The sequence below is a fragment of the Streptomyces sp. genome (genome assembly GCF_035563135.1).
In the GTDB taxonomy this organism is placed as follows: Bacteria; Actinomycetota; Actinomycetes; order Streptomycetales; family Streptomycetaceae; genus Streptomyces.
On sequence record NZ_DATMVN010000800.1, the window covers coordinates 1 to 20,741 of the forward strand.

Annotated in this window: 21 protein-coding genes and 4 pseudogenes; 12 read left to right on the top strand and 13 right to left on the bottom strand. The window is 69.9% G+C overall.

Going from position 1 to position 20,741, the window contains the following annotated elements:
* The 6 genes and pseudogenes from VN520_RS35550 to VN520_RS35575 form a co-directional block, all read right to left on the bottom strand.
* On the bottom strand, window positions 1–705 hold a 705-nt coding region (locus VN520_RS35550; protein ID WP_325751079.1), incomplete at its 3' end, for an ATP-binding protein.
* Window positions 702–2,204 (bottom strand): hypothetical protein, encoded by a 1,503-nt coding sequence (locus VN520_RS35555; RefSeq protein WP_325751080.1) that lies wholly within the window; start codon window positions 2,202–2,204, stop codon window positions 702–704. The genes VN520_RS35555 and VN520_RS35550, both read right to left, overlap by 4 nt.
* A gap of 182 nt (window positions 2,205–2,386) precedes the next feature.
* Window positions 2,387–3,394 (bottom strand): LacI family DNA-binding transcriptional regulator, encoded by a 1,008-nt coding sequence (locus tag VN520_RS35560; protein WP_325751081.1) that lies wholly within the window; start codon window positions 3,392–3,394, stop codon window positions 2,387–2,389.
* A gap of 195 nt (window positions 3,395–3,589) precedes the next feature.
* Window positions 3,590–4,558: pseudogene (locus tag VN520_RS35565) on the bottom strand (pectinesterase family protein); the annotation flags it as partial.
* A 300-nt stretch (window positions 4,559–4,858) separates the two neighbouring features.
* The gene (locus tag VN520_RS35570) at window positions 4,859–6,313 is read right to left on the bottom strand and encodes a family 43 glycosylhydrolase (RefSeq protein ID WP_325751082.1); all 1,455 of its coding nucleotides are present in this window, start codon (window positions 6,311–6,313) and stop codon (window positions 4,859–4,861) included.
* Complete coding sequence (locus VN520_RS35575; RefSeq protein WP_325751083.1) at window positions 6,295–7,266, bottom strand: arabinan endo-1,5-alpha-L-arabinosidase; 972 nt, start codon at window positions 7,264–7,266, stop codon at window positions 6,295–6,297. The genes VN520_RS35570 and VN520_RS35575 overlap by 19 nt, the downstream gene beginning before the upstream one ends.
* 437 nt (window positions 7,267–7,703) lie before the next feature.
* Between VN520_RS35575 and VN520_RS35580 the strand changes: the two genes are divergently transcribed.
* Window positions 7,704–9,662 (top strand): family 43 glycosylhydrolase, encoded by a 1,959-nt coding sequence (locus tag VN520_RS35580; protein WP_325751084.1) that lies wholly within the window; start codon window positions 7,704–7,706, stop codon window positions 9,660–9,662.
* Window positions 9,663–9,740: 78 nt separating this feature from the next.
* Here VN520_RS35580 and VN520_RS35585 read toward each other — a convergent pair whose 3' ends face one another.
* Together VN520_RS35585 and VN520_RS35590 are read right to left on the bottom strand one after the other, a co-directional pair.
* Complete coding sequence (locus VN520_RS35585) at window positions 9,741–10,433, bottom strand: hypothetical protein (protein ID WP_325751085.1); 693 nt, start codon at window positions 10,431–10,433, stop codon at window positions 9,741–9,743.
* 99 nt (window positions 10,434–10,532) lie between these two features.
* Window positions 10,533–11,183: a proteophosphoglycan 5 gene (locus VN520_RS35590; RefSeq protein ID WP_325751086.1), complete on the bottom strand. Its 651-nt coding sequence runs from the start codon at window positions 11,181–11,183 to the stop codon at window positions 10,533–10,535.
* A gap of 184 nt (window positions 11,184–11,367) precedes the next feature.
* On the opposite strand from VN520_RS35590, the gene VN520_RS35595 reads away from it, so the two are divergent.
* Window positions 11,368–11,634: a hypothetical protein gene (locus VN520_RS35595; protein WP_325751087.1), complete on the top strand. Its 267-nt coding sequence runs from the start codon at window positions 11,368–11,370 to the stop codon at window positions 11,632–11,634.
* Window positions 11,635–12,101: 467 nt separating this feature from the next.
* Here the strand turns inward: VN520_RS35595 and VN520_RS35600 are convergent, their stop codons facing one another.
* Window positions 12,102–12,299: a DUF397 domain-containing protein gene (locus tag VN520_RS35600; RefSeq protein WP_325751088.1), complete on the bottom strand. Its 198-nt coding sequence runs from the start codon at window positions 12,297–12,299 to the stop codon at window positions 12,102–12,104.
* On the bottom strand, window positions 12,296–13,174 hold the full coding sequence (locus tag VN520_RS35605) for a helix-turn-helix domain-containing protein (protein ID WP_414720052.1): 879 nt from the start codon (window positions 13,172–13,174) through the stop codon (window positions 12,296–12,298). Before VN520_RS35605 ends, VN520_RS35600 begins: the two co-directional genes overlap by 4 nt.
* Before the next feature lie 266 nt (window positions 13,175–13,440).
* Here VN520_RS35605 and VN520_RS35610 point away from each other — a divergent pair, with 266 nt between their 5' ends.
* Window positions 13,441–13,740: an NIPSNAP family protein gene (locus tag VN520_RS35610; RefSeq protein ID WP_325751089.1), complete on the top strand. Its 300-nt coding sequence runs from the start codon at window positions 13,441–13,443 to the stop codon at window positions 13,738–13,740.
* A 49-nt stretch (window positions 13,741–13,789) separates the two neighbouring features.
* Here VN520_RS35610 and VN520_RS35615 read toward each other — a convergent pair whose 3' ends face one another.
* On the bottom strand, window positions 13,790–14,170 hold the full coding sequence (locus VN520_RS35615; RefSeq protein ID WP_325751090.1) for a hypothetical protein: 381 nt from the start codon (window positions 14,168–14,170) through the stop codon (window positions 13,790–13,792).
* 68 nt (window positions 14,171–14,238) lie between these two features.
* Here VN520_RS35615 and VN520_RS39790 point away from each other — a divergent pair.
* From VN520_RS39790 to VN520_RS35640, 5 genes and pseudogenes are all read left to right on the top strand, one after another.
* Window positions 14,239–14,419: pseudogene (locus VN520_RS39790) on the top strand (AraC family transcriptional regulator); the annotation flags it as partial.
* On the top strand, window positions 14,346–14,756 hold the full coding sequence (locus VN520_RS35625) for a VOC family protein (protein ID WP_325751091.1): 411 nt from the start codon (window positions 14,346–14,348) through the stop codon (window positions 14,754–14,756). The pseudogene VN520_RS39790 and the gene VN520_RS35625, both read left to right, overlap by 74 nt.
* 151 nt (window positions 14,757–14,907) lie before the next feature.
* Window positions 14,908–15,402, top strand: coding sequence for an ATP-binding protein (locus VN520_RS35630; protein ID WP_325751092.1), 495 nt, complete (start codon window positions 14,908–14,910; stop codon window positions 15,400–15,402).
* A 418-nt stretch (window positions 15,403–15,820) separates the two neighbouring features.
* Window positions 15,821–16,708: an alpha/beta hydrolase gene (locus VN520_RS35635; RefSeq protein ID WP_325751093.1), complete on the top strand. Its 888-nt coding sequence runs from the start codon at window positions 15,821–15,823 to the stop codon at window positions 16,706–16,708.
* A gap of 126 nt (window positions 16,709–16,834) precedes the next feature.
* Complete coding sequence (locus VN520_RS35640; protein ID WP_325751094.1) at window positions 16,835–17,491, top strand: YceI family protein; 657 nt, start codon at window positions 16,835–16,837, stop codon at window positions 17,489–17,491.
* Window positions 17,492–17,680: 189 nt separating this feature from the next.
* On the opposite strand, the gene VN520_RS35645 is transcribed toward VN520_RS35640, so the two are convergent.
* Complete coding sequence (locus VN520_RS35645) at window positions 17,681–18,520, bottom strand: hypothetical protein (protein WP_325751095.1); 840 nt, start codon at window positions 18,518–18,520, stop codon at window positions 17,681–17,683.
* Between the two features lie 50 nt (window positions 18,521–18,570).
* On the opposite strand from VN520_RS35645, the pseudogene VN520_RS39795 reads away from it, so the two are divergent.
* The 4 genes and pseudogenes from VN520_RS39795 to VN520_RS35655 all read left to right on the top strand — a co-directional run.
* Window positions 18,571–18,624 (top strand): annotated as a pseudogene (locus VN520_RS39795) (hypothetical protein); the annotation flags it as partial.
* 118 nt (window positions 18,625–18,742) lie between these two features.
* Window positions 18,743–19,057, top strand: coding sequence for an SAM-dependent methyltransferase (locus VN520_RS39800; protein ID WP_414720054.1), 315 nt, complete (start codon window positions 18,743–18,745; stop codon window positions 19,055–19,057).
* Window positions 19,003–19,134, top strand: coding sequence for an SAM-dependent methyltransferase (locus VN520_RS39805; RefSeq protein ID WP_414720053.1), 132 nt, complete (start codon window positions 19,003–19,005; stop codon window positions 19,132–19,134). Before VN520_RS39800 ends, VN520_RS39805 begins: the two co-directional genes overlap by 55 nt.
* Window positions 19,135–19,258: 124 nt before the next feature.
* Window positions 19,259–19,735: a hemerythrin domain-containing protein gene (locus tag VN520_RS35655; protein WP_325751096.1), complete on the top strand. Its 477-nt coding sequence runs from the start codon at window positions 19,259–19,261 to the stop codon at window positions 19,733–19,735.
* A 39-nt stretch (window positions 19,736–19,774) separates the two neighbouring features.
* Here the strand turns inward: VN520_RS35655 and VN520_RS35660 are convergent.
* Window positions 19,775–20,741: pseudogene (locus VN520_RS35660) on the bottom strand (hypothetical protein); the annotation flags it as partial.

Here is a 20,741-nt window from a genome sequence, read left to right on the forward strand (position 1 = left end):
GAGACGGCCCGGGTCCTCGGTCATCACCCGCACCTCGGGCTGGTCGTCGGGCAGCCGGCTGAGCTCCGGGATGTCGAACTCCCCCTCCTCGAACACGTTGAGCAGGTCGTTCGGCAGGTCGATGTCGCTCTTGTCCAGCTCGTCGACGAGCAGGACCCTGGGGCGCTCGTACGCGAGCAGAGCCGTCCCCAGCGGACCGAGTGTCACGAAATCCCCCAGGTCGGGGGCGCGTCCCGTCCCGCCTTCCGGTTCCGACGCGCTTCCGGCGCGCCAGGCCGCGATGGCCTGCGCCCGCCCGATGGCGTCGTACTCGTACAGCCCGCCGCGCAGCGTGGTGCGGCTGACGATGCTCCACGGCAGCACCCGGCCGAGTCCCAGTTCCCTCGCGATCAGGTAGGCGAGGGTGGACTTGCCGACCCCCGGCGGCCCGGTGATCAGAAGAGGGCGACGCAGCAGGAGTGCGGCGTTCACCGCGTCGATCTCCTCCTCGCGTAACTGCGGTCCCTCCTGCACCGTCCCGAGCCGGCGCAGCGCCGAGTGCGCGTCCTCGGGGGGATCCTGCTGCAACGGGCTTCCGGAGAACACCCGCCAGGGCGGGGGCTGCGGCAGCTCCGGCGGGCCCCCGGCGGGCGGCTGCCCCGTCGCGTGGAACACCCTCCAGGAAGGGGGCGTGACGGACCGCGCTGCCGAGACCTGCTCGGTCATGCTGTCAACTCCTCGCAGTCGATCAGGCGGTTGGGATCATCCCACATCAGAGCCAGGTGCTTCCCGAGGGACCAGCTGTCGCGGTTCATCCCCTCGGCTCTCTTGCGCAACGCGCTCACCTTCGACGGAATCTGTGACGGAGGGTGGGCGAGCAGCAGTGTCAGCACCTCGCCCGACAGGTCGGGACTGTCCGTTCTGCGGTCCCAGGCTGCAAGGCCCACCCCCTGAGCGATCGCGGTGACGAGTGCTTCCAGGCCGAGACCGGGCAGTGCGGGGACGTCGAGTATGACCGCGGTCAGGCCAGGGTTCGCTATCAGCTTGGCACGCCAGCGGTCGAGCCGCTCGCCCTCTTCTCCGTGCCAACGGTACGACTCGGCCACGCCGGCGTTCTTGAGCTGTGTCCAGCGTTCCCGCCACAGGGGCAGATATCCGTCCTTCTGCGCCGCCCTCATGCGTTCGAGCGACCTCAGATGGACGTGGTAGCGGAGGCTGATCGGCAGCGGGTCACCGCTCCACGTGCCCATCTCCAACCGGGCCATGTCGTGGTTCATCAGGGAGAACGGCAGCACGAACTCCACCTGCGGCGGCGGTTCGTTCTCCATCACCGGCATTCCCGCCCAGCGTTCCTGCCCGCGCCCGATGGCTCGTTCGACCTCACCCGCCAGCCCGTCCGGAGTGGTGAGACGCACCTCCCCGGCCACCGGCTCCCAGTAACCCGGCGCGGCGTTGACCCAGTGACGTACGTGGATATCGGCCGAACTGTCGTCTGCGGGCTCCACCATCACGACGAGGCAACGTGCCACGTCCGGGTCGGCCGTCGGGAGGGCCGCTATCGCACGCCTGCGCTCCTCCAGCGCCTGCACGGCCTCGGGGCCGGCCTGCCGGGCCCAGGCGTCCGACCACTCCCTGAGCCCTTCGCGCAGCGCCGGCTGTTCCAGGAACGCGGTGATCTCGACCATGACGAGCGCCGGGGGCAGACCGTCCGCCTGGGTGTTCGCCCTGCACAGGTGGTCGAAACGCTGGGCCGGCGTCTGGCCGTACGGGATGTCCAGGCCCAGCTCGTGGTTCAGCAGGGCGTGCAGCCGCCCGTCGTCGACGCGCCGCACGTCCGCGAACAGCCGATGGATCTCCCGCACCGCGTCGTCGGTGAACTCCGGGGCCGCGCCGGCCATCGACACGTCGGCCCGTGCGTCCTCCGCGAGCAGCTTCAACCGGGCCGTGCACTCGGGGCCCGCGATCACGCCGGCCGCGAAGATCAGGGCCGGGAGACCCGCCTCGTACTTCAGGACGTCCCTCACGAAGGACAGCATGTCGACCCGTGGGTTCTGCCGCCGGTAGACGATCTCCGCGCCCAGTTGCTCTGCGGCGAACGACACGAAGACGGCGCACTGGTCACGGTCGGTCACGAAATCCTGTACGCACAGGAAGTCGACCAGCACTCCGATCAGCTTCGCTCTGGCCCCGTCCGGCTCCCCCGGTCCGAGCAGCCCGTCCACCACCACCGACCACCCCCGTAGAGCCGGTACCCACCTTCATGACAGATCGCGAAGTTATCACGTGCAACCTCCATCAACCAGGCTCGTTCCGGGCCCTGTTGACCTCCTGCGACCCGCACGTTCCCGCCGCGCGGCGTCGCACCGAAACACACTTCACCCGGACGGGTGAAGGCGTCCCCCGCCGGTCAGGCCGGCGCCGGCCCCGTGCTCGCACGCACCGTCAGGACGGGTTCCAGCAGGTCCACTTCCTCCGTACCCCGGCCGGCGAGCTTCGCCACCACCTGTTCGACCGCCCGGCGCCCCATCTCCTGCGCCGGGATGGCCACGGAGGTGAGCCGGACCGAGGCCTGTGTGGCCACCTGTTCGGGACAGACGGCGACGACGGACACGTCCTCCGGCACGGCTCGCCCCTGCTGCTGGAGCAGGTTGAGCAGCGGCTCGACGGCGGCCTCGTTCTGGACGATGAACCCGGTCGTTCCCGGCCGCTCGTCGAAGATCCGGCCCAGGGTGCCGGCCACGGCGGCGTACCCGCCCTCGCAGGGCCGGTGCAGGACCCGCACCCCGGCCTCCTGCGCCTTGGCCCGTATGCCGTCCACGGTGCGTTCGGCGAAACCCGTGTGCCGCTCGTAGACGGCGGCCGCTTCACCGATGACCGCCACCTCACGGTGTCCGAGGCCCGCGAGGTGGTCCACACAGAGCGCCCCGGTGGCCTCGAAGTCGAGGTCCACACAGGTCAGCCCCGAGGTGTCGGCGGGCAGGCCGATGAAGACGGCGGTCCGGCCCGAGCCGCGGAGCAACGGCAGCCGTTCGTCGTGCAGTTCGACGTCCATCAGGATCATCGCGTCCGCGAGGGAACTCCCCGCGATCCGCCGGACAGCCGCCGGGCCCTCCTCGCCGGTGAGCAGCAGGACGTCGTAACCGTGCGTACGGGCCTTCGTGGCGACGGCGATCGCGACCTCCATCATGACCGGCACGTACATGTCCGTGCGCAGCGGCACCATCAGCGCGATGATGTTGGACCTGCTGCTGGCGAGCGCGCGGGCCCCGGCGTTGGGGTGGTAGCCCAGCTGCTGGATGCTGTGTTCCACCCGTTCCCGGGTGGAGGCCGAGATCGACCGCTTGCCACTGAGGACATAGCTCACCGTGCTCGCGGAGACTCCGGCGTGCTGGGCGACCTCGGCAAGCGTGACCATTCGGCTTCTCCCTCACAGGTGGCGACCGTAGGGGAGAGCGGGTGAAGCGCTTCGACAGCGCCTTGCTGTGCTCCCCTTCGCACTTTGACATGCGCAGACACCGTGGAGCCTAGACTCGCTCACAGGCACTGTCCAGAGTGGAGTCGAAGCGCTTCGACCGGCCCGTCGCAACGGTTCGCTGCCGCACACCGTGACTCAGGACGGCGAAGGTGTCCAGCCTGCCAGCCAGTCGGCGGTCTCCTGCTCCGCGGCCTGGGAGTCCGTGAGCTGGGGCCGGTTGCTGCTCGCCGGGCCGGATCCGGGCCCGGTGTTCTTGTACTCCGCGAAGCGGTCGTCCTTCCAGGAGAAGCCGCTCATGTCCGTCCAGGGTGCGGACCTGACCGCTGAGCTGAGTGTGGTGTTGCGGAAGGTGGCCATGGGGTCGAGCGAGGCGTCACCGCCCGCGTGCCAGGGCCGGCCGAGGTGGAAGGACGACGCCGAGACATCACCGTTGACGGTCGACCCGGTGATCAGGAACCCCTTGCGGTCGGCGGCGGTGCTGGGTGCGGTGATGTAACCGGCGGAGCTGCCGTCCCACCGCTTCTTCAGCGTGATGACCGACTTGTCGATCACCGCGGTGGCGCGTCCGAAGATGAAGTCGACGTTGCCGATGACGTAGGAGTTGGTCATGTGGACGCGGCCGAGCGTCGCCTTGGAGGCGGTGTCGAGCAGCAGGGTGTCCTGGTCGCCGGTGACGATCACGGAGTCGAGGAGGACCTTGTCCGCGGCGGTGCGCAGCGCCACGGCCTGGAGTCCGCTCATGTTCTGGTGGGCGGCCTCGTCGAAGTCGTTGGAGATCGTGAGGTTGCGGGCCTGGAAGCCGTTGGCCTCTGCTGCGACGGTCGCGCTGCCGCTGGTGCCGTAGGTGCCGGAGCCGTCGGGCTTCTGCGTGCCGGAGGCGTTGTCGTAGACGATGACGGTGTCCTTGCGGCTGGAGCCGCTGCCCTGGAGAGTGACGTTCTGCTTGGTGGAGGGGATCTTCACCAGTTCGCGGTAGGTGCCGGGCCTGATGGACACGACCACCCGGGCGGTGTTGCCCGCGGGGATCGCGTCGACCGCCGCCTGCACGGTGGCGTACTGCCCGCTGCCGTCCTTGGCGACGGTCAGGGTGGTCGCCGTCCCGGCGCCGGACGCCGGCGGCCCGGACGCCCAGACCGAGGCGGCGGCCAGGAGCGTGGCCGCCCCCGCTGTCGTCGCTCTGCGCGTTCCCGGATGGAGGGGGAGGTGCCGTCGTCGGCTGGCTTCCATGGCCTGATCCGTTCGTCGGGAAGTGGTGCGGTTCCGTGCTGTAGTCGCCGCACCGGCCCCGAAGGTTGCCGGACTCCGAAGGTTGCCGGACTCCGGGGTCCGGGGCTCCTGAGCCCGGGAGGACGAAGGAGACCCGGACGCCCGGACGGCCTCCGGGAGCCAGGACGGTCAGAACGGTCAGGAAACCGGCACCAGCTTGAACTGCTGGCAGTGGTTGTCCAGCCAGGTCCACTGCCGTACGTCCGCTCCGTCGGCCGTCGAGCAGTCCGCCACGTCGGCGACCTTCCCGGTGGCCCGGTTGACCACGCGCACCCAGCCCCCGGCCTCGGTGGTGACGAAGCGGAAGCGCTGGCAGGCGTTGTTCAGCCACGACCACTGACGCAGGTCGGCGCCGTCGGCCGCCGAACAGTCCGCCGTGTCGAGCACCTTGCCCGACGCGGCGTTCACCAGTCTGCTCGTGTCGTCCCCCTGGTCCTCGACACGCCACCGCTGCTTGGCGCTGCCGTCGCACGTCCACTGCTGGACGTTCGCTCCGTCGGCGGTCGACGCACCACTGACGTCCAAGCACTTCCCGGTGGCCCGGCTGACCACGGTGTACGCCGTCGGGGTCGCCGCGGTCTCACCGGAGGGTCCCGCCAGTGTCGTGCCGAGAGCGACGGGGGCGCCCAGATCCGGGGAGCCGTCGGAGTTCCAGCCGAACTTCTGCGCACGTGCGGTACGCCCGTTGTCGCAGCCGTCGGACGCCGAGTCGTTGGCGTGGTAGACGATCCAGCTCTCCGTGCCGTCGGGCGAGGTGAAGAAGCCGTTGTGCCCCGGCCCGTAGACCCCGGCGGCGTTGTTCCGCTGGAAGACGGGGGTGGATTTCTTCGTCCAGGAGGACGCGGACAGGGGGTTGGATCCGGTGAGCGTGAGCTGTCCCAGCTTGTAGTCGGGGGTCCAGCAGCCGCTGGCGGAGTAGACGATGAACGTCTTCCCGCCCCGCTGGAGCACCTCGGCGCCCTCGTTGACCGTACCTCCCGACTTCTCCCAGTCGTAGGTGGGTTTCGAGATCGTCGAGAACGGGCCGCTGAGCGTGTACGGGTTCGACATCGGCGCGATGACGAGATTCTGCGTACCGCCGCTGCTCGCGCTGCCCAGCAGATACATGGATCCGCCGACCGTGAGCACGCTCGGGTCCAGCATCCAGGTACTGCCCAGCTGGTTCCTGTACGTGTAGGGGCCCATCGGATCCGAACCCGCGCTCTGGAGCACGTGCACCCGCTGCGTGGGGTTGTAGTCGGTGATGTTCTGCCCGGCCACGTAGTACAGGTACCAGCGGCCGCCCGAGTAGTGCAGTTCGGGCGCCCAGATGTTGCAGCAGCGCGAGGCGGCGTCGCCCTGCCACACCTGCACGCTGGGCGCGGTGGCGAGACCGGCCAGCGTCGGCGACTTCCGCATGGTGATGACGTCGGTCCAGCTCGTGGACACCAGGTGGTAGTTGCCGTCGTGGTAGGAGATCCAGGGGTCGGCGCCCTTCTGGGCCTTGACCGGATTGGTGTACGGACGGCCCTCGGCTGCCGACGCGGACGTCGGCTGCCCCAGGGCGAGCGCCAGCAGGAGGGCGCTCAGCAGGGTCAGTAGGCGACGGGCCATCCGCTGCTCCAGTTCAGGAGGTTGACGCCGAGCTTCGGGGTTCCGTCGGCCTGGCCGTCGTAGTAGTGGTAGACGAGCAGGTCGCCGTCGGAGTCCGCCAGGATGGACTGGCCGCCGGGGCCGATGTAGCGGCCGTGCGACTCCATGACGGGCGTACCGCCGTTGCTCAGCATGCTGACGCCGTTGCGGTCCTTGTACGGCCCGGTGACGCTGGTGGCCCTGCCCACCTTGATCTTGTACGTCGAGCTGGTGCCGGCGCAGCAGGTGTCGTACGAGGCGAAGAGGTAGTAGTAGCCGTTGCGCTTCACGATGGAAGGCGCCTCGACCGCCTTGGTCCCGGTGGGACGGGAGGCGAGCGAGCGGCGGGTGGTGTCACCGGCGTACTGCTTGCCGGTCGAGGGGTCGATCCGGATCATCTTGATCCCGGTCCACCAGGAGCCGAAGGACAGCCACCACTTGCCGTCGTCGTCCACGAACAGGTTGGGGTCGATGGCGTTGTAGTCGCTCGACGAGCTGGAGGTGTAGACGATCCCGTAGTCGCTCCAGCTGCCGGCCTGGCCGGTGGTGGAGCCCGCCAGGCCGATGGCCGACGTGTTCGAGCCGAAGGACGAAACGGCGTAGTACATCAGGTACTTGCCGTTGCGGTACGAGATGTCCGGGGCCCAGGGGTCGGACGCCGAGGAGTAGTTCTTCCACCAGCTCGGCTTTGTGGTGAAGGCGTTCCCGGAGCGGCCGAAGGCGGTGCGGTCGGTGGAGGTGCGGAGCTGGAGGCCTTCACCGGTCGAGTAGAGCAGGTACTGTCCGGACGGGCTGCGGACCATGCTGGGGTCGTGCACGACGATGTCGCCGTTGACGACGCCCGGGTTGGGATAGGCGGACGCGCTGCCCGGCAGGAGGGCCAGCAGGAACGCGGCGGGGAGTACGGCGAGGCTTCTCCTCAGAGTGCGGCTCACGAGGGTCCTCCATGAAGGTCGGGGATGGGGGGTGCATCCCGCAGTCGCCACCGTCACCGCATCGGTTGCCACGCGCCGCACATTTTCACCGAAAGTCCGTACGTCGTACGGGATTTCGAACGAACCTGATACGAACGGAAGGTCCCGCGCGCCCACCCGGTCCGCACCCTCCACCGGATGTGAAATGACGCGGAAGCAGGGTGGACAGGGGGCGACGCCCGTGTTCTCATGCTGCACGTCGCCAGAATTTCCAACGTAGTACAACGGTCCGTCCGCCCTTGTGGCCGCGCTGAACGCGCGCGTGCCACCCGTAACGCTCCGACGCCGGCCCGCCCCCTCCGGCACATCCGCACCGCTGTCTCCGGCACATCCGCACCGCCGCCTTGCCGCACACCTCGCCCGACAACGTTGTCGCCCACGAGAAAGGCCCCGTATCCATGGTGCGCACCATCCACCGGCTCTCCCCCCTCGTCCTGGCCGCCACCCTGTTGGCGAGTTTCGCCCCCTCCCCCGCAGGAGCCGAGCAGCCGGCCGCCGCCCAGGCGGTCGACGTAACCGCCCCGAGCACGGCCGAGGCGGGGAACCCGCTGGTCGAGGGGTGGTACGCCGACCCGGATGTCGTGGTCTACGACGACCGCTTCTGGATCTTCCCGACCACGTCCCGCCGTTACAGCGAACAGACCTTCATGGACGCGTTCTCCTCGACGGACATGGTGACCTGGACCAAGCACTCCAAGGTGCTCGACATCGCCGACGTCCCGTGGGCGAAGTACGCGCTCTGGGCGCCCGCACCGGTCTTCCGGAACGGCAAGTACTACCTCTACTTCGCAGCCAACGACATCCAGGACAACTCCGAGCACGGCGGGATCGGCGTCGCCGTCGCCGACCGCCCCGAGGGGCCGTACAAGGACGCCATCGGCGGCCCGCTGATCTCCCAGTTCCACAACGGCGCCCAGCCGATCGACCAGGACGTCTTCATCGACGACGACGGCCAGGCGTACATGTACTACGGCGGATGGGGCCACGCGAACGTCGTCAAGCTCAATCCGGACATGACCAGCCTCGGCACCTTCCCCGACGGATCGACCTACAAGGAGATCACCCCGGAGAACTACGTCGAGGGCTCCTTCATGTTCAAGCGCGGCGGTACGTACTACATGATGTGGTCCGAAGGCGGCTGGACCGGCCCGGACTACTCGGTGTCGTACGCGATGTCCGACTCACCGACCGGCCCGTTCAAGAAGATCGACAGGGTGCTCGCCCAGGACCCGTCCGTCGCCCGCGGCTCCGGGCACAACTCGGTGATCAACGTGCCGGGCACCGACATCTGGTACATCGTCTATCACCGCCGCCCGCTGAGCGAGACCGACGGCAACCACCGGGCTCTGGCCTACGACCGCATCCACTTCAACAGCGACGGCACGATCCGGCCGGTCACCATGAAGGTCAAGGACAACTTCGACGACAGGAACGCCGTCGGGTGGCGCGCGTACGGAGGCGCCGACTGGACCCCGGGGCACGGTGCCTACACCGCGACCGCCCCGTCGTCCTCCGGCGGCCTGGCCCTCCAGGACACCGACTTCTCGGACCTGGTCTACGAGGCCGACGTGACCCTGCGGCACGGCCGCAGCGCATCGGGCCTCGCCTTCCGCGTCACGCAGCCGGACACCGGTACCGGGGGCTTCCACGGCTACTACGCCGATCTCACCGCGAAGGGCCTGGTCCTCGGCAGGGCGACCGGCGACGAGCGGACACCACTGGCGACGGCCCGGCTGGCGGGGGCGGTCGGCAGGACCCACCGGGTGAAGGTCGAGGCGATCGGATCATCGCTCAAGGTCTACGTCGACGACATGGCCGAGCCGAAGATCAGCGTGACGGACCCGGCCTTCGCATCCGGCTCCAACGGAGTGCACGCCACCGGCCCGACGCACAAGGCAGGCACGGCAGCGCCGGGCAAGACCCTCGCGCACTTCGACAACCTCTCCATCCGCTCCAACGTGTTCAGCTTCGAGGCGGCCGGTGCCCCGAACCGGTTCATCCGGCACGCGTGGAGCCGAGGCCGGGTCGACCCCGACGTCACGCCCCACGCCGACATGCGGTGGAAGGTCGTCCCCGGCCTGGCGGACCCGTCGGCGGTGTCACTGGAGTCGGTCAACTTCCCCGGAAACTTCCTGCGGCAACGGGACGGTGAGGTGTGGATCGACACGCGCACCGACGACGCGGCGTTCCGCGCGGAGTCGACATGGCGGCGCGTACCCGGACTCTCGGACCGGTCCCTGGCATCGTTCGAGTCCTACAGCACACCCGGCAGCTATCTGCGGCACCGCGACGCGCTGCTGTACGTCGAGCGCGTCGCCCCGGCGGACCGGCCGGACGCCACCTTCCGGGCCTGGTGACCCGAGGGGCATATGGCCTGATGACCTGATGAGACGGTCCGGCCGGGCGGTTCTTCCGGCCGGACCCGAAGCCTCCGGCTACGGGCACTCGGCAGCCGGGCCGGTCTCAGCACGGTGCCCCCGCGCGAGCCCGGAAGACAGCCTGCGGACGGTCAGCAACAGCCCGGCGCCGAGGACCGCTTCCCCGGCATTGCCGAGTACAGGCACGTGTGCGGCCGCTCCGGAGACCATCACCATCACGGCTGCGGTGAGCGCCAGCCAGGGGAACCCGGTACACCGCCACAACACGATTCCGGTGAGGAGAACCACCAGTCCGGTGACGATCGCCGGCAGCGGGCCCGTCGGTGACGCCGCGTCGTTCACGTAGCGCAGGGTGTCCGCCCATCGCTCCGTACGCAGTGACAGGCCGAGGACGTCGTGGAGCACCCCCGCTGCGACCAGGAGGACCGTCACGCCGACGGCAGCCCCTCGCACCCACTTCCGCCGCGCCCGAAGGAGCCCCGCGTGGTCCGCCGCCGACAGCGACCAGAGCACCAGAAGGGGCGTCAGCAGGGCGTGCGTCACGAAGCGGGGAACGCTCATCGTCTCCAGCAGGGGCCCGGCTCCCGTCAGGCTCCCCACAGCGATCACACCGTTGTCCCAGACCAGCGCGGAGCACACGAGGGCCGGCACGGCGGCCAACAGACCCGGCGTCGCCCGCCAGTGGCGCCCCGCGGTCACCGCCAGGCACAACTGCGCGGCCGCGAGCACGGCGAACACCAACGAGATCACTCGGAACTCCCCTCGCACCGCCCAAGGTATTTCAATGATCAAGATACTTGATGCGGCAGACTTTCAGGGCGCGGGGCGGTGGGATCGGCCGGCAGCGCATCAGGCCGAGGGCAGGTGATGGCCTCCTGCGTGGAACGCGCGCGCCGCCGCCGCCCCGACCTCTGCGTCCCAGCCGGCGGAGGAAACGACGGCGGCCACCAGTGCGGCATCGGCGTCGGCGCCTGCGGCGATCAGCGCGTCGACCGACTCGTGGGAGGGCTCGCCCCCGGCCGGGCCCGGTGCCTGCTGGACGGCGGCGACGATGGCCGTCCGGGTCCGGTCGGCGCTGAGCACGGGCAGCTCCACGCTCGCGAACCCGTCATCGAGGTCGTATTCGGCGCGGTGCCACGTGCTGCCGTCGAAGCCGTACACGAAGCCGAGGAAGAGCTCCGCGTCCCGGACCCGGCGGACGGGCGGCTCCCACCACTCGGGCGCACCGGCCAGCAGGTCGGTCTCCTTCTCCTCGAAGAAGTCGGACGCCTCGGCGTAGAACGTCTCGGAGTCGTTCCGGTCCTGCCCGAGCAGTACCGCGCGTCCCTCGTCGAGGTGATGCAGATCGGCCCAGCTGCCGTGCCCGTCGTCGTAATGCCAGAGCGGCCAGAGCGCCCGGCACTGCTCGCCGTGCCCGGAGGCGGCCTGCACAGCGGCGAGGGCCGCCCATCGCCCTCGCCATACCATCGGGTCGGGAAGGTCGAGCTGTACCAGGGCCACGGTCGGCTCCTCACTGCGGTCGAGTGACGGGTCAGACATCAGGTGCCCGGAAAACGGGGTTCGCCACGCGCCGTGAACCCACCCGCAGGAAGGTGCAGGGGCCACCCGTACGGGCCGTTGCCCACAACGAGGTTGTCCGTCGATTCGACGTCTCAACGACCGAACACGGGGTACTGAGTTGAACATGGCTCTCGTGAAGCGTGTTGCTCTTGCTCCTCGTGCGGTGCGCCAGCTGAGGCGCGTCCGCTCGGTGTACGTGGCGGGGATGCTGCTGTCCGCCCTGATCCTGCTCTCCTACGACGATTCGGCGGCGGGAGGCAGGCAGACGATGATCGCAGGTGTCTTCCTCGTGGTGTTCGCCGCGCTGCTCACGCTGACGGCGGTGCAGCTGTGGCGGCACGGGCGGACCAAGCACTGCAGTACGGCGAAGAAGCTCACCCCACTGGCCTGACATCCGCCCTGCCCGGCCGGCCGCCGGCTGCTGCCTGCTCGACGTCCTCGACCGTGCGCTGCCTGCGGGCCTGCGGGCGCTCGGCGTGGACGGCAGGCGGGCGGGGCCCGGGGACCGAGTCGTGTCCGGCAGTCCGCGCCGACGTGGAACTGCGGGTGGCCTCAGCGCAGTGCCCCTGGGCGCGTCGGACCCAGCGGCACGGAGGAGAGCGCAGCCGTGGTGGGAGATTGCCGGGGCGGTCCGGCCGTCACTCCGCGACGGAGGCCGCGTCAAGGCGCTCATCAGGACCACGGGAGATCCTGAGGGGCACAGGGCGCCAGTACTTCGGCCCTGCCAAGAGCTGTGCACCCGCTGGGCCGCGTGGCGGATGGTCCCCCGTGAGGAGAAGGTGGACGAGCAGCCCCCGTACGGGCGGAAGGGGTTCGCCGCAACGTCGGACCAGCGTCACCCCCTCCCCCGTACGTTGCTCAGCCGGCAACGAGCCCGAGCAAACCGGCCCACGCCCCGGGCCCTACGGTCAGCACGGGGCCACCGGACTGCTTCGAGTCGCGGATGTACACGTGGGTGACTGCGGCGACCTCGACACAGTCGCCACCTTCAGCTCCGCTGTAGCTGCTCTTGTACCAAGCAAGCTCCTGCGGAGCAGAAATCTCAGTGGTGTTCATAGCTCTCCCAGCAACTTCTCGATAAACCCCAAGGACTCTCGCGGAGTGAGAGCCTGGCTCCGGATGATTCCATAGCGGGCTGCCGCGAGCCGTGTCTCGTCCCGATCGGTCAGCCAGTTGCTGCGCCCCTGAGCCTCCGTGTAGACGAGCTGTTCTCCGCCCTTGCGCGTGACTACCGTAAAAGCGCCGTCCACCCCAGCGTTGTCGTCACGATCGAGTGGCATCACTTGGATTTCCACGTTCCGGAACCTGCCGAACTTCAGCAGCTGCTCAAGCTGCCCGTACAGAACATCCCGACCGCCCAGTGGGCGACGCAGAACGGGCTCCTCCACCACGAAACTCATGAGTGGTGCGGGCCAGCGGCTAAAGATCTCTTGTCGCACCAAGCGTGCAGTCACCCGTTGTTCGATGGTGTCCTCATCAAGCAGCGGGCGTCGCATGGCGAGAACAGCCCGCATGTACTCCTCGGTCTGCAACAATCCTTTGACCATGTGCGTGTCGTACGCACACAGCTCGATCGCCTCGGCCTCCAAGCGCGCCATATCCCGGAAAAACGCAGGATACTGCGACCTCGCCAGCTCCTCCTTCAACGCCACCAACAGCCCACCGGCCTCCAGCACCCGGTCCGCCTTGTCGATGAACTGCGGTTGCGGGATCCGCCGTCCCTGCTCGAACGAGGCCACCGACTGCGCCGCGTACCCCACCCGCCTGCCGAAGTCCACCCGGTCCAGGCCCGCCCGCACCCGCAGCAGCTTCAACTGCTTGCCGAACGCGACCGCGACACCGTTCTCCGGCTTGCTCTCCGGCTGCGTGCCCGAGGAGGGCTCCATGCCCTCCCCCGCGACCGCACCCGCGTCCCTCTCGTTCTGCGTCATTCGCCACCGCCCGTCCCCGTACGTACACGCCCCACGTCCGTCAGGACGGCATCACCCGCGTCCGCAGCTCCCCGGGCCGCGGCGCCCGCCTCGTCCTGTTCCGCTCGGGCACCGTACTCACCCGCTCATCTGCCCGTACGGCGTTCGCAGGTGGTTCCCTCCAAGGAGTGGGTACCAGTGAGCCGATGCTCAACCGTCCCCGTCGGCCGTGGTTCTCACAGTCTCTGCCATGGCGCACCGAGTCGACTTGCGAAAGGACGCCCCTCATGGCCAAGACCACCCAGCTCCGCACCTACACCGTCCGCGACGGCCTGCTGGACGAGTGGGTGCAGCGGTGGAAGGCCGACATCCTGCCGCTTCGGCTCGAGTCGGGGTTCGCGGTCGGCGGGGCCTGGATCGATCGGGAGCACAACCAGTTCGTCTGGTTGATCTCCTACGAAGGCCCGGAGACGTTCGAGGAGCGCAACGCGATGTACTGGGCCTCACCCGCCCGCAAAGCGATGGATCTCGATCTGGACGACTACCTCGTCAGCGCCGACGAGCGGACGGTGGAGGAGTGGTACTGAGCCGACGCGCCTACCGCGCCCCCGCCAGGGCGACCGAGAGGTCATGGGCTCAGAGGCCGCCCAGTTCGGCTGCGAGGTCCGGATCGCGCATGCCGGGGAAGGCGTAGCCCTCGGTCCCGTCCCACGGGACGTCGAGGCCGTCCATGTGCACGTGCCACTCCGCTCCGGGCAGAGCACGGCGCAGCTCGGTCACCGAGCCCAGCACGTGGTCGAGCACCGGCAGCATCCGGCCGGGATCGAGCGGCATCTTGGTGGACCCGGCCACCACCTCGTCCGGTCGGCCGGCCTCACTGTCGTAGAGGTACAGGCTTTCCTGGTCCTCGTACGGGAAGGCCGCCATGTGGGCGGCGACGATGCGCTCGACAGCGGCCGTCTCGGCATCCGTCAGCGGCGTGGCCCGGCTCGCACAGTAGTAGAGGGAGACGCTCATGGCCCGAGCCTACCGAGGGGGTGTGACAGAGCCTGCCGGCATGGGACCGCCTGTGGTGGGATGGTGCCGTGAGCCGCACCGTGGAAGAGACCAACCGCCGCATGCTCCGGGCACGGGACGCGATGGACCGCGCGTACGCGCAGCCGCTGGACGTGCCGGCACTGGCGTGACGCACATGTTCAACGCGATCACACACTCACAGATCTACGTCCTCGACCAGGACGAAGCCCTCGACTTCTACGTCGGCAAGCTCGGCCTGGAGGTCAGCGCCGACGTCGACATGGGCTTCATGCGATGGCTCACCGTCAATGTCCCCGGGCAGCCCGACCGCCAGGTCCTGCTGGAGAAGCCGGGTCCTCCGGCGATGTCCGAGGAAACGGCCGACCAGCTCCGCGACCTGCTGACCAAGGGCGCACTGGGCAGCGCGCTCATCCTCACCACGGACGACTGCCGCAAGACGTACGAGACGCTGCTGGCACAGGGTGTGGAGTTCACGGACGAACCGACGGAGCGCCCGTACGGCATCGACTGCGGCCTGCGCGACCCCTTCGGCAACCACCTCCGCTTCACCCAGCCGAAGGGCTGAGAACCGGGGGCAGGGGCGGGACGGGGGCGCCCGGACGGGGCGCCGCCGGCCTGTTCCTCCTGCGTACAGGCCGGAGCACACCACGTACATCCACATCGCGACAGCGCGTCACCGCTGGTCACGTACAGCCACGATGCGCCAGCGTCGAGGTATGACCAGCAAGCAGCCTCCCCTGCCCGCGCGCCCCGCACGCACCGCCCTCACCCGTTTCCCCTGGCACGACTTCACGATGCGTTTCAGTTCCACTCCACGTGGCGCCCGACTCGCCCACCGCCTGGCCGGCGAACGCCTCGACGCCTGGGGCATCCCGTACGGGAGCGATGCGCACGATGCGCTGACGCTGGCCGTCGCCGAGCTCAGCAGCAACGCCGTGCGCCACGGCCACTCATCCGGCCGCGACTTCCGTCTCCGCCTCTGCGCCGAAGGCACAGCCATCCGCATCGAGGTCACCGACACCCGGGGCGACCGCCTCCCCCACCCTGCCGAAACGGTGCCGACCGACCATGACGGCGGCCGCGGCCTGCTCCTGGTCACCGCCCTCGCCGATCGCTGGGGCTGGTATCCCTGCGCGGACGGGCCGGGCAAGACGGTGTGGGCGGTCCTGGGTGTCCTCCCGCGCCCGGAGCAACAGGTGTCCGGTCAGTAGGCGATGTCACGTTGCACGCGGAAATTCGTGCGCGTGATGAGCCTGCGCATGACCACGGGCGGGGATGGAATACCGGAGCAGCGGAGGCGGTCACGGCCGGCGGACCTGGTGGACCCGCCGGGGCCGCCGGAGTCCATGCCCGCCGCAGCGTCGCCGGTCGAGGCCGAGCAGGAACGACTGCGGGTGGCCCGGCGCGAGTTCGCCGTGTCGCCGGGTGAGTTCCTCGTGGAGGCCGGGATGTGACGGGTTCGCGGCCGCTCCGGAGTGCCCGGTCAGCACCCTCCAAGCCCTGATCGCGGGTGTCCGGTGCGATTACGGCTGCGAGGGCTCCACCCACTACGGGCGGGTCCTGCGCTACAGTAAAAGCGAGACGAAACGTCTCGGCTTACTTGAAGCCGTCCCTCACAGGAGGAGCACCATGGAGCACTTCATCGACGCGGCCCCCGGCGTGCGCCTGTGGGTGGAGGAACGGGGCCCCGCAGACGCTCCTCCCCTCCTGCTCGTCATGGGCGCGCAGACCTCCGGCCTGGGCTGGCCGGACGAACTGGTGGACGCGCTCGCCCCGCACCACCGGGTGATCCGTTACGACCACCGCGACACCGGCCGGTCCACCTGGGCGTTCGACCAGCAGCCCTACGCCGTCACCGACCTCGCCGAGGACGCGATCACGGTCCTGGACGGCCTGGGTGTCGACCGCGCGCACGTCGTGGGCATGTCCCTCGGCGGAATGCTCACCCAGCTGCTCATCGCCGACCACCCGGACCGCTTGCTGAGCGCGACCCTCATCGGGACGTCCGCGCTCAGCACCGCCCCGTACGTGCGGCCGGACGGCACGCGCGTTCCGCCCGGGGAACTTCCCGGTGTCGCCCCCCATGTGCTGGAGATCTGGGCCCGGCCGGCCGAGGAGCGCGGTCCGGAGGGCGAGCTCGACGCCCGCGTCGCACACTGGCGCGCGCTGGCGGGCGAACAGCTCCCCTTCGACGCGGAGGGCGCCCGCGCACTGGAGCGGAAGATCATCGAGCACACCGGCCACCACGCCTCCAGCACCGCGCACGGCCGCGCCGACCCCTCCGGCATGCTGCGCACCGAGGAACTGGCGAGGACCCGCGTGCCCACCCTCGTGATCTCGGCCCCGGCCGAACCGGTCTTCCCTCCCCCGCACCCGCAGCATCTCGCCCAGGTGATCCGTGGGGCGCGCACGGTGGAGATCCCCGGCATGGGACACGCGCTCCCCCGGGAAGTCCTCGCCCCGCTGACCACCGCGATCCTGGATCACACCGGTATCCTGGGCCGCCACCGACCGTGAGCCCCCACGCTCGGCTACCGGCTCCGCTTCGCCGACACGACACCTTGTGAAGGTCTGACCATGAATGTTCGGGTTCCTTGATCAGCTCTTGCGGGCATCGCTCACCTCGGCGTAACTAACTGTTTCATGAACCTCTTCAGCCGCAGCTCCTTGCTCCGTCGCCCGGAGTCCCGCACCGAGGAGCCAACTGCCGTCCTGGCGGCCGCAGATGCTGCAGATCTGCATGATCCCCGCCTGGCGGCTCTCTCCGGGGAGTGGATGATCGACCCCGCGCACAGCAGGATCGGCTTCTCCGTGCGGCACGCCATGGTGACGACGGTGCGCGGTGCGTTCCTGGAGTACGAGAGCCGCCTCTACTTCGACGGGCGTGACCCGGCCCGCTCCCGGGCCGAGATCTCGCTGGCGACCGCGAGCGTCGACACCGGCGTGGAGCAGCGTGACGCGCACCTGGTCGGCCGCGACTTCCTGAACGCAGCGAAGTACCCGCGCATCAGCTTCGTGAGCACCGCCGTGCAGCTCATCGGCAAGGACGTCTACCGCATGACCGGCGACCTCACCATCCGGGGCATCACCCACCCCGTCGTCCTGGACCTCACGTACATCGGTTACGTCACCGACCCGTTCGGCTACGAGCGCGTCGGGTTCGACGGGACCACCACCATCAACCGTTCCGACTGGGGCCTGACCTACAACGCCCGGCTGGCCGAGGGCGGCGCCATGGTGAGTGAGAGGCTCCGCCTGCAGTTCGACATCGCCGCCATCCGTACCCCGTCAGCCGGCTGACCCTCATCAGCCGGGCGGGCCGGCCCCGGCCCCCTGAACATGTGAACATGCAGCGACAGGCGCGTGGCGACACCCCCAGTGCCGCGTGGAAGTGCTGCCTCGGGCCCGCCCGGTCTCCCCACCGCGCCCATGCCTCGACCCATCGGTGAGCACGGCGGCCTCACCCGCGGGCCGTGACGGCCGGAGCGGTCAACCGGCGTCCAGCACCTCGTCCTCGGCCGGGGCTCGCACGTCCAACGGCTCGTCGAAGGCGCTGAACGAGGTGGTGCTGCGAAAGTCCGTGCCCTTGTACACGACCTCCAGGAGGTACGGCTTGCCCTCGGTGGCGACGTAGAAGGTGTAAGTGCCTTTCCCTTCGCCCTTGTCGGCCGGGTCGGTCACCTTCAGGGGAACAGCCCGGCGTCCGCCGACCTCGGTCGGCTCGCCCTTGGCCGGCGTTCCGAAGGCGCTGAACGGCCAGGTGCAGTCGACCAGCCCGTCCCCCGGTTTCGCGTTGCCGGCCGGGGTCTTGATCCAGCGGCTCTGGTCCTTGGCTCCGGCTCCGGCTGTCTTACGCCCCGACCACTTCTCCAGGTACACACGGTTCGGCCGCACGTAGTCGGTGTCATCGATCCGGACCTGCTCGAACCTGCCGCCGTCGTCCCAGGTGATCCTGTTCGCGCACCGTCCCTCGAGGTCGGTGGTGAGCCGGCTGGAGTAGCTGTTGCCGGCGGCCGCGGTGGTCGACGAGGTGACGGTGACCGTGCCGAGCGCGCTCATCGTCTCGTGCGCCTCGTCGAGCAACTCATCGGCGGAGAGCGCCTTCTCCTGTCCCTCGCCCGTACAGCCGGTGACGGCCGTTCCCAGGAACAGCCCGGCCAGTACCGCCGTCATGGCAGTGGATATCGTGCGCACGCAGACCCCCAGATCAAGAGCGGTCCAGACTACGGCACGCAGGGTGCCGGCCAGCCGGCACACGTCCATGCCGCCGGCGTACCGGTGCGACCGGCCGCCGCCCTCCACGAGCAGAGGGGTACCGTGACCGGACACGTCACCTCGCGGCCGCCGGAATCCGCCGGTTCCTGGACATCGGGACGGACATCCCCGCCGCGGAGAACACGCACGAAGTGGCGCGGCGGGCCACTCCCGAACCACGTGTCGTCCACGTCGACAACGACCCGGTCGTGCTCACCCACGCGCGGGCGCTGCTGGGTCAGCGGTCCCGAGGGCCGGACCGGCCATGTGCGGGCCGATGCCCGGGACGTGGACACGATGCCCGACGCGGCCTCCCGCGCCCTCGATCTGGACAGGCCGGTCGGCCTGATGCTGGTGGCGGTCCTGCAGTACCTCAAGGACGCCGAGGACCCGTGGGACATCACCCGCCGTCTGCTGGGCCGCCTCGCCCCGGGCAGTCACCTCCTCCTGTCCCACCCGGCCGCCGACGTCACTGCCCCCGAGGCCGCCGGATCGATGCGGATCCACAACGAGCGCGCCGCCTGCCACGCCTCCGCCACCCGCGCGCCGAGAAGGAAGTGGAACGCTTCTGCGAGGGCCTGGAGATCCTGGAACCGGGTGTGGTCGCCCTGACCCGCTGGCGTCCCGGCCCGCCCGACACCCCGGACGACAGCGTGCCCATGTGGTGTGCGGTGGCCCGCAAGACATAGCGGCGCACTTCACCCGCGTCCCCGCCGGAGGCCGGTGGACGAGGCACGGACCGGACAGGACGCACACCGGCGCAGCAAACGCCGGTTGTCACCCATAAGCCGCATTCCCGGCTACGGTGTCCGCATGTGCCACTACTGCGGCTGCCGTGAGATTCCGTTGATCAGGGAGTTCATCGCAGAGCACGAGTCCGTCACCGACACCGCCGGGAATGCCCTGCGCGCCCTCGACCACGGCGACAGGGAACTCGCCGGGGAACTGGTCGCCAGGATGGGGCTGGAGCTCCACGCCCATTGGCAGGGCGAGGAGGACGGGCTCTTCGCGGTGATGGGCGGCGATGCGGAGTACGCCGATCACATCGGCGCCCTGGTGCGGGAGCACCGCGAGCTCGCCGTCTTCCTCGGCCGTGTCGACCTGGGCCGCGCCGAGGACGTCGTACAGCTGCGGGAAGCCGTCGACGAGTTGCACCGGCACATCGCGAAGGAGGAGGACGGCCTGTTCCCGGCCTCTCTCACGGCGCTCTCCGGGGAGGAGTGGGACCGCTCGATGGCTGCGTGGCGGTCAGCCCATCCGGAGGCGCCCGGCAACCTGGGGCGTCCGTGATCCGGCCCTCCGGGCCCGGGGGCGGAGGGCCGGATTCCCTCAGCGGGTCGGCCCGGCGGGCTCGGTACGGGGCGCGGCCGCTCCCGGCAGCAGATACGTCCGGTACGGCCCGGAGCCGCGTCCGGGCGGCCGGTGTTCCTCCCGCGCACCGTCGGCGGCCGGGGCCGGCCGGCCGTCCTCGGCCGCCAGGACCGCTGTCGGTACGCGGCGCGCGAGGGCACGCAGCGCTTCAGGAGTGATGCTGGCGTCGTGTCCGCCGGTCTGGCGTGAAGCGCAGCCCGCGTAGTAGGCGACCGGCACGGCGTCGTCCCCGCTGACCACGCACGGCGGGCGCACCCCCAGCCGGTTCAGCTCACCGGCGACGGCGGTGAAGCGCGTGCTGGTGGCGTGGCTGGTGCGGACCACTTGGCTGAGCACGGAGAGCTGGACGGCGAGATGAGCCGCCAGCGCCAGCGTCAGCGCGGCGCAGCCGGCCGGGCGGCGGGTGAGGCGCGGCCGGGCGAAGAGGTGCACCACGTACTCGGCCACGGGCACGGCCAGCATCGCGTAGGCGGGGAGCAGGAAGCGAGGTGCGGCGTACTCGACCAGGAACAGATACGGGACCGCCGTCGAGACCCCGGTCGCCGTCGCCAGCACCGCCGCGGTGCCCCGGCCCGCCCGGCGGGCGGCCGCGATCCCTCCGGCGGTGAGGAAGGGCAGTGCCACCCACCACACCGCGGTGGCGGGGCTTTCCCAGGCGATGTCGCAGGGGCGGCACAGGGTCCGGCCGGCGAGGGAGCGCAGGTGGTCGTCCACGGCGAAGTTCCATCCGAGCCCGCCCTGGATCTCACCCGCCCGGTGAAGCCGGGTACCGAGGCCTCCGTAGCGGGCGTACGCCTCGGCGGTCCAGGGCGCGCAGCCCGCGACGAGCCCGCCGACGAGTGCGGCGCACAGGCCCGGCAGGCGCCGGCCGGGTACGAGGACGACGGCGAGAGCCAGCGGCAGCGTGAGCCAGAAGCCGTCGGCC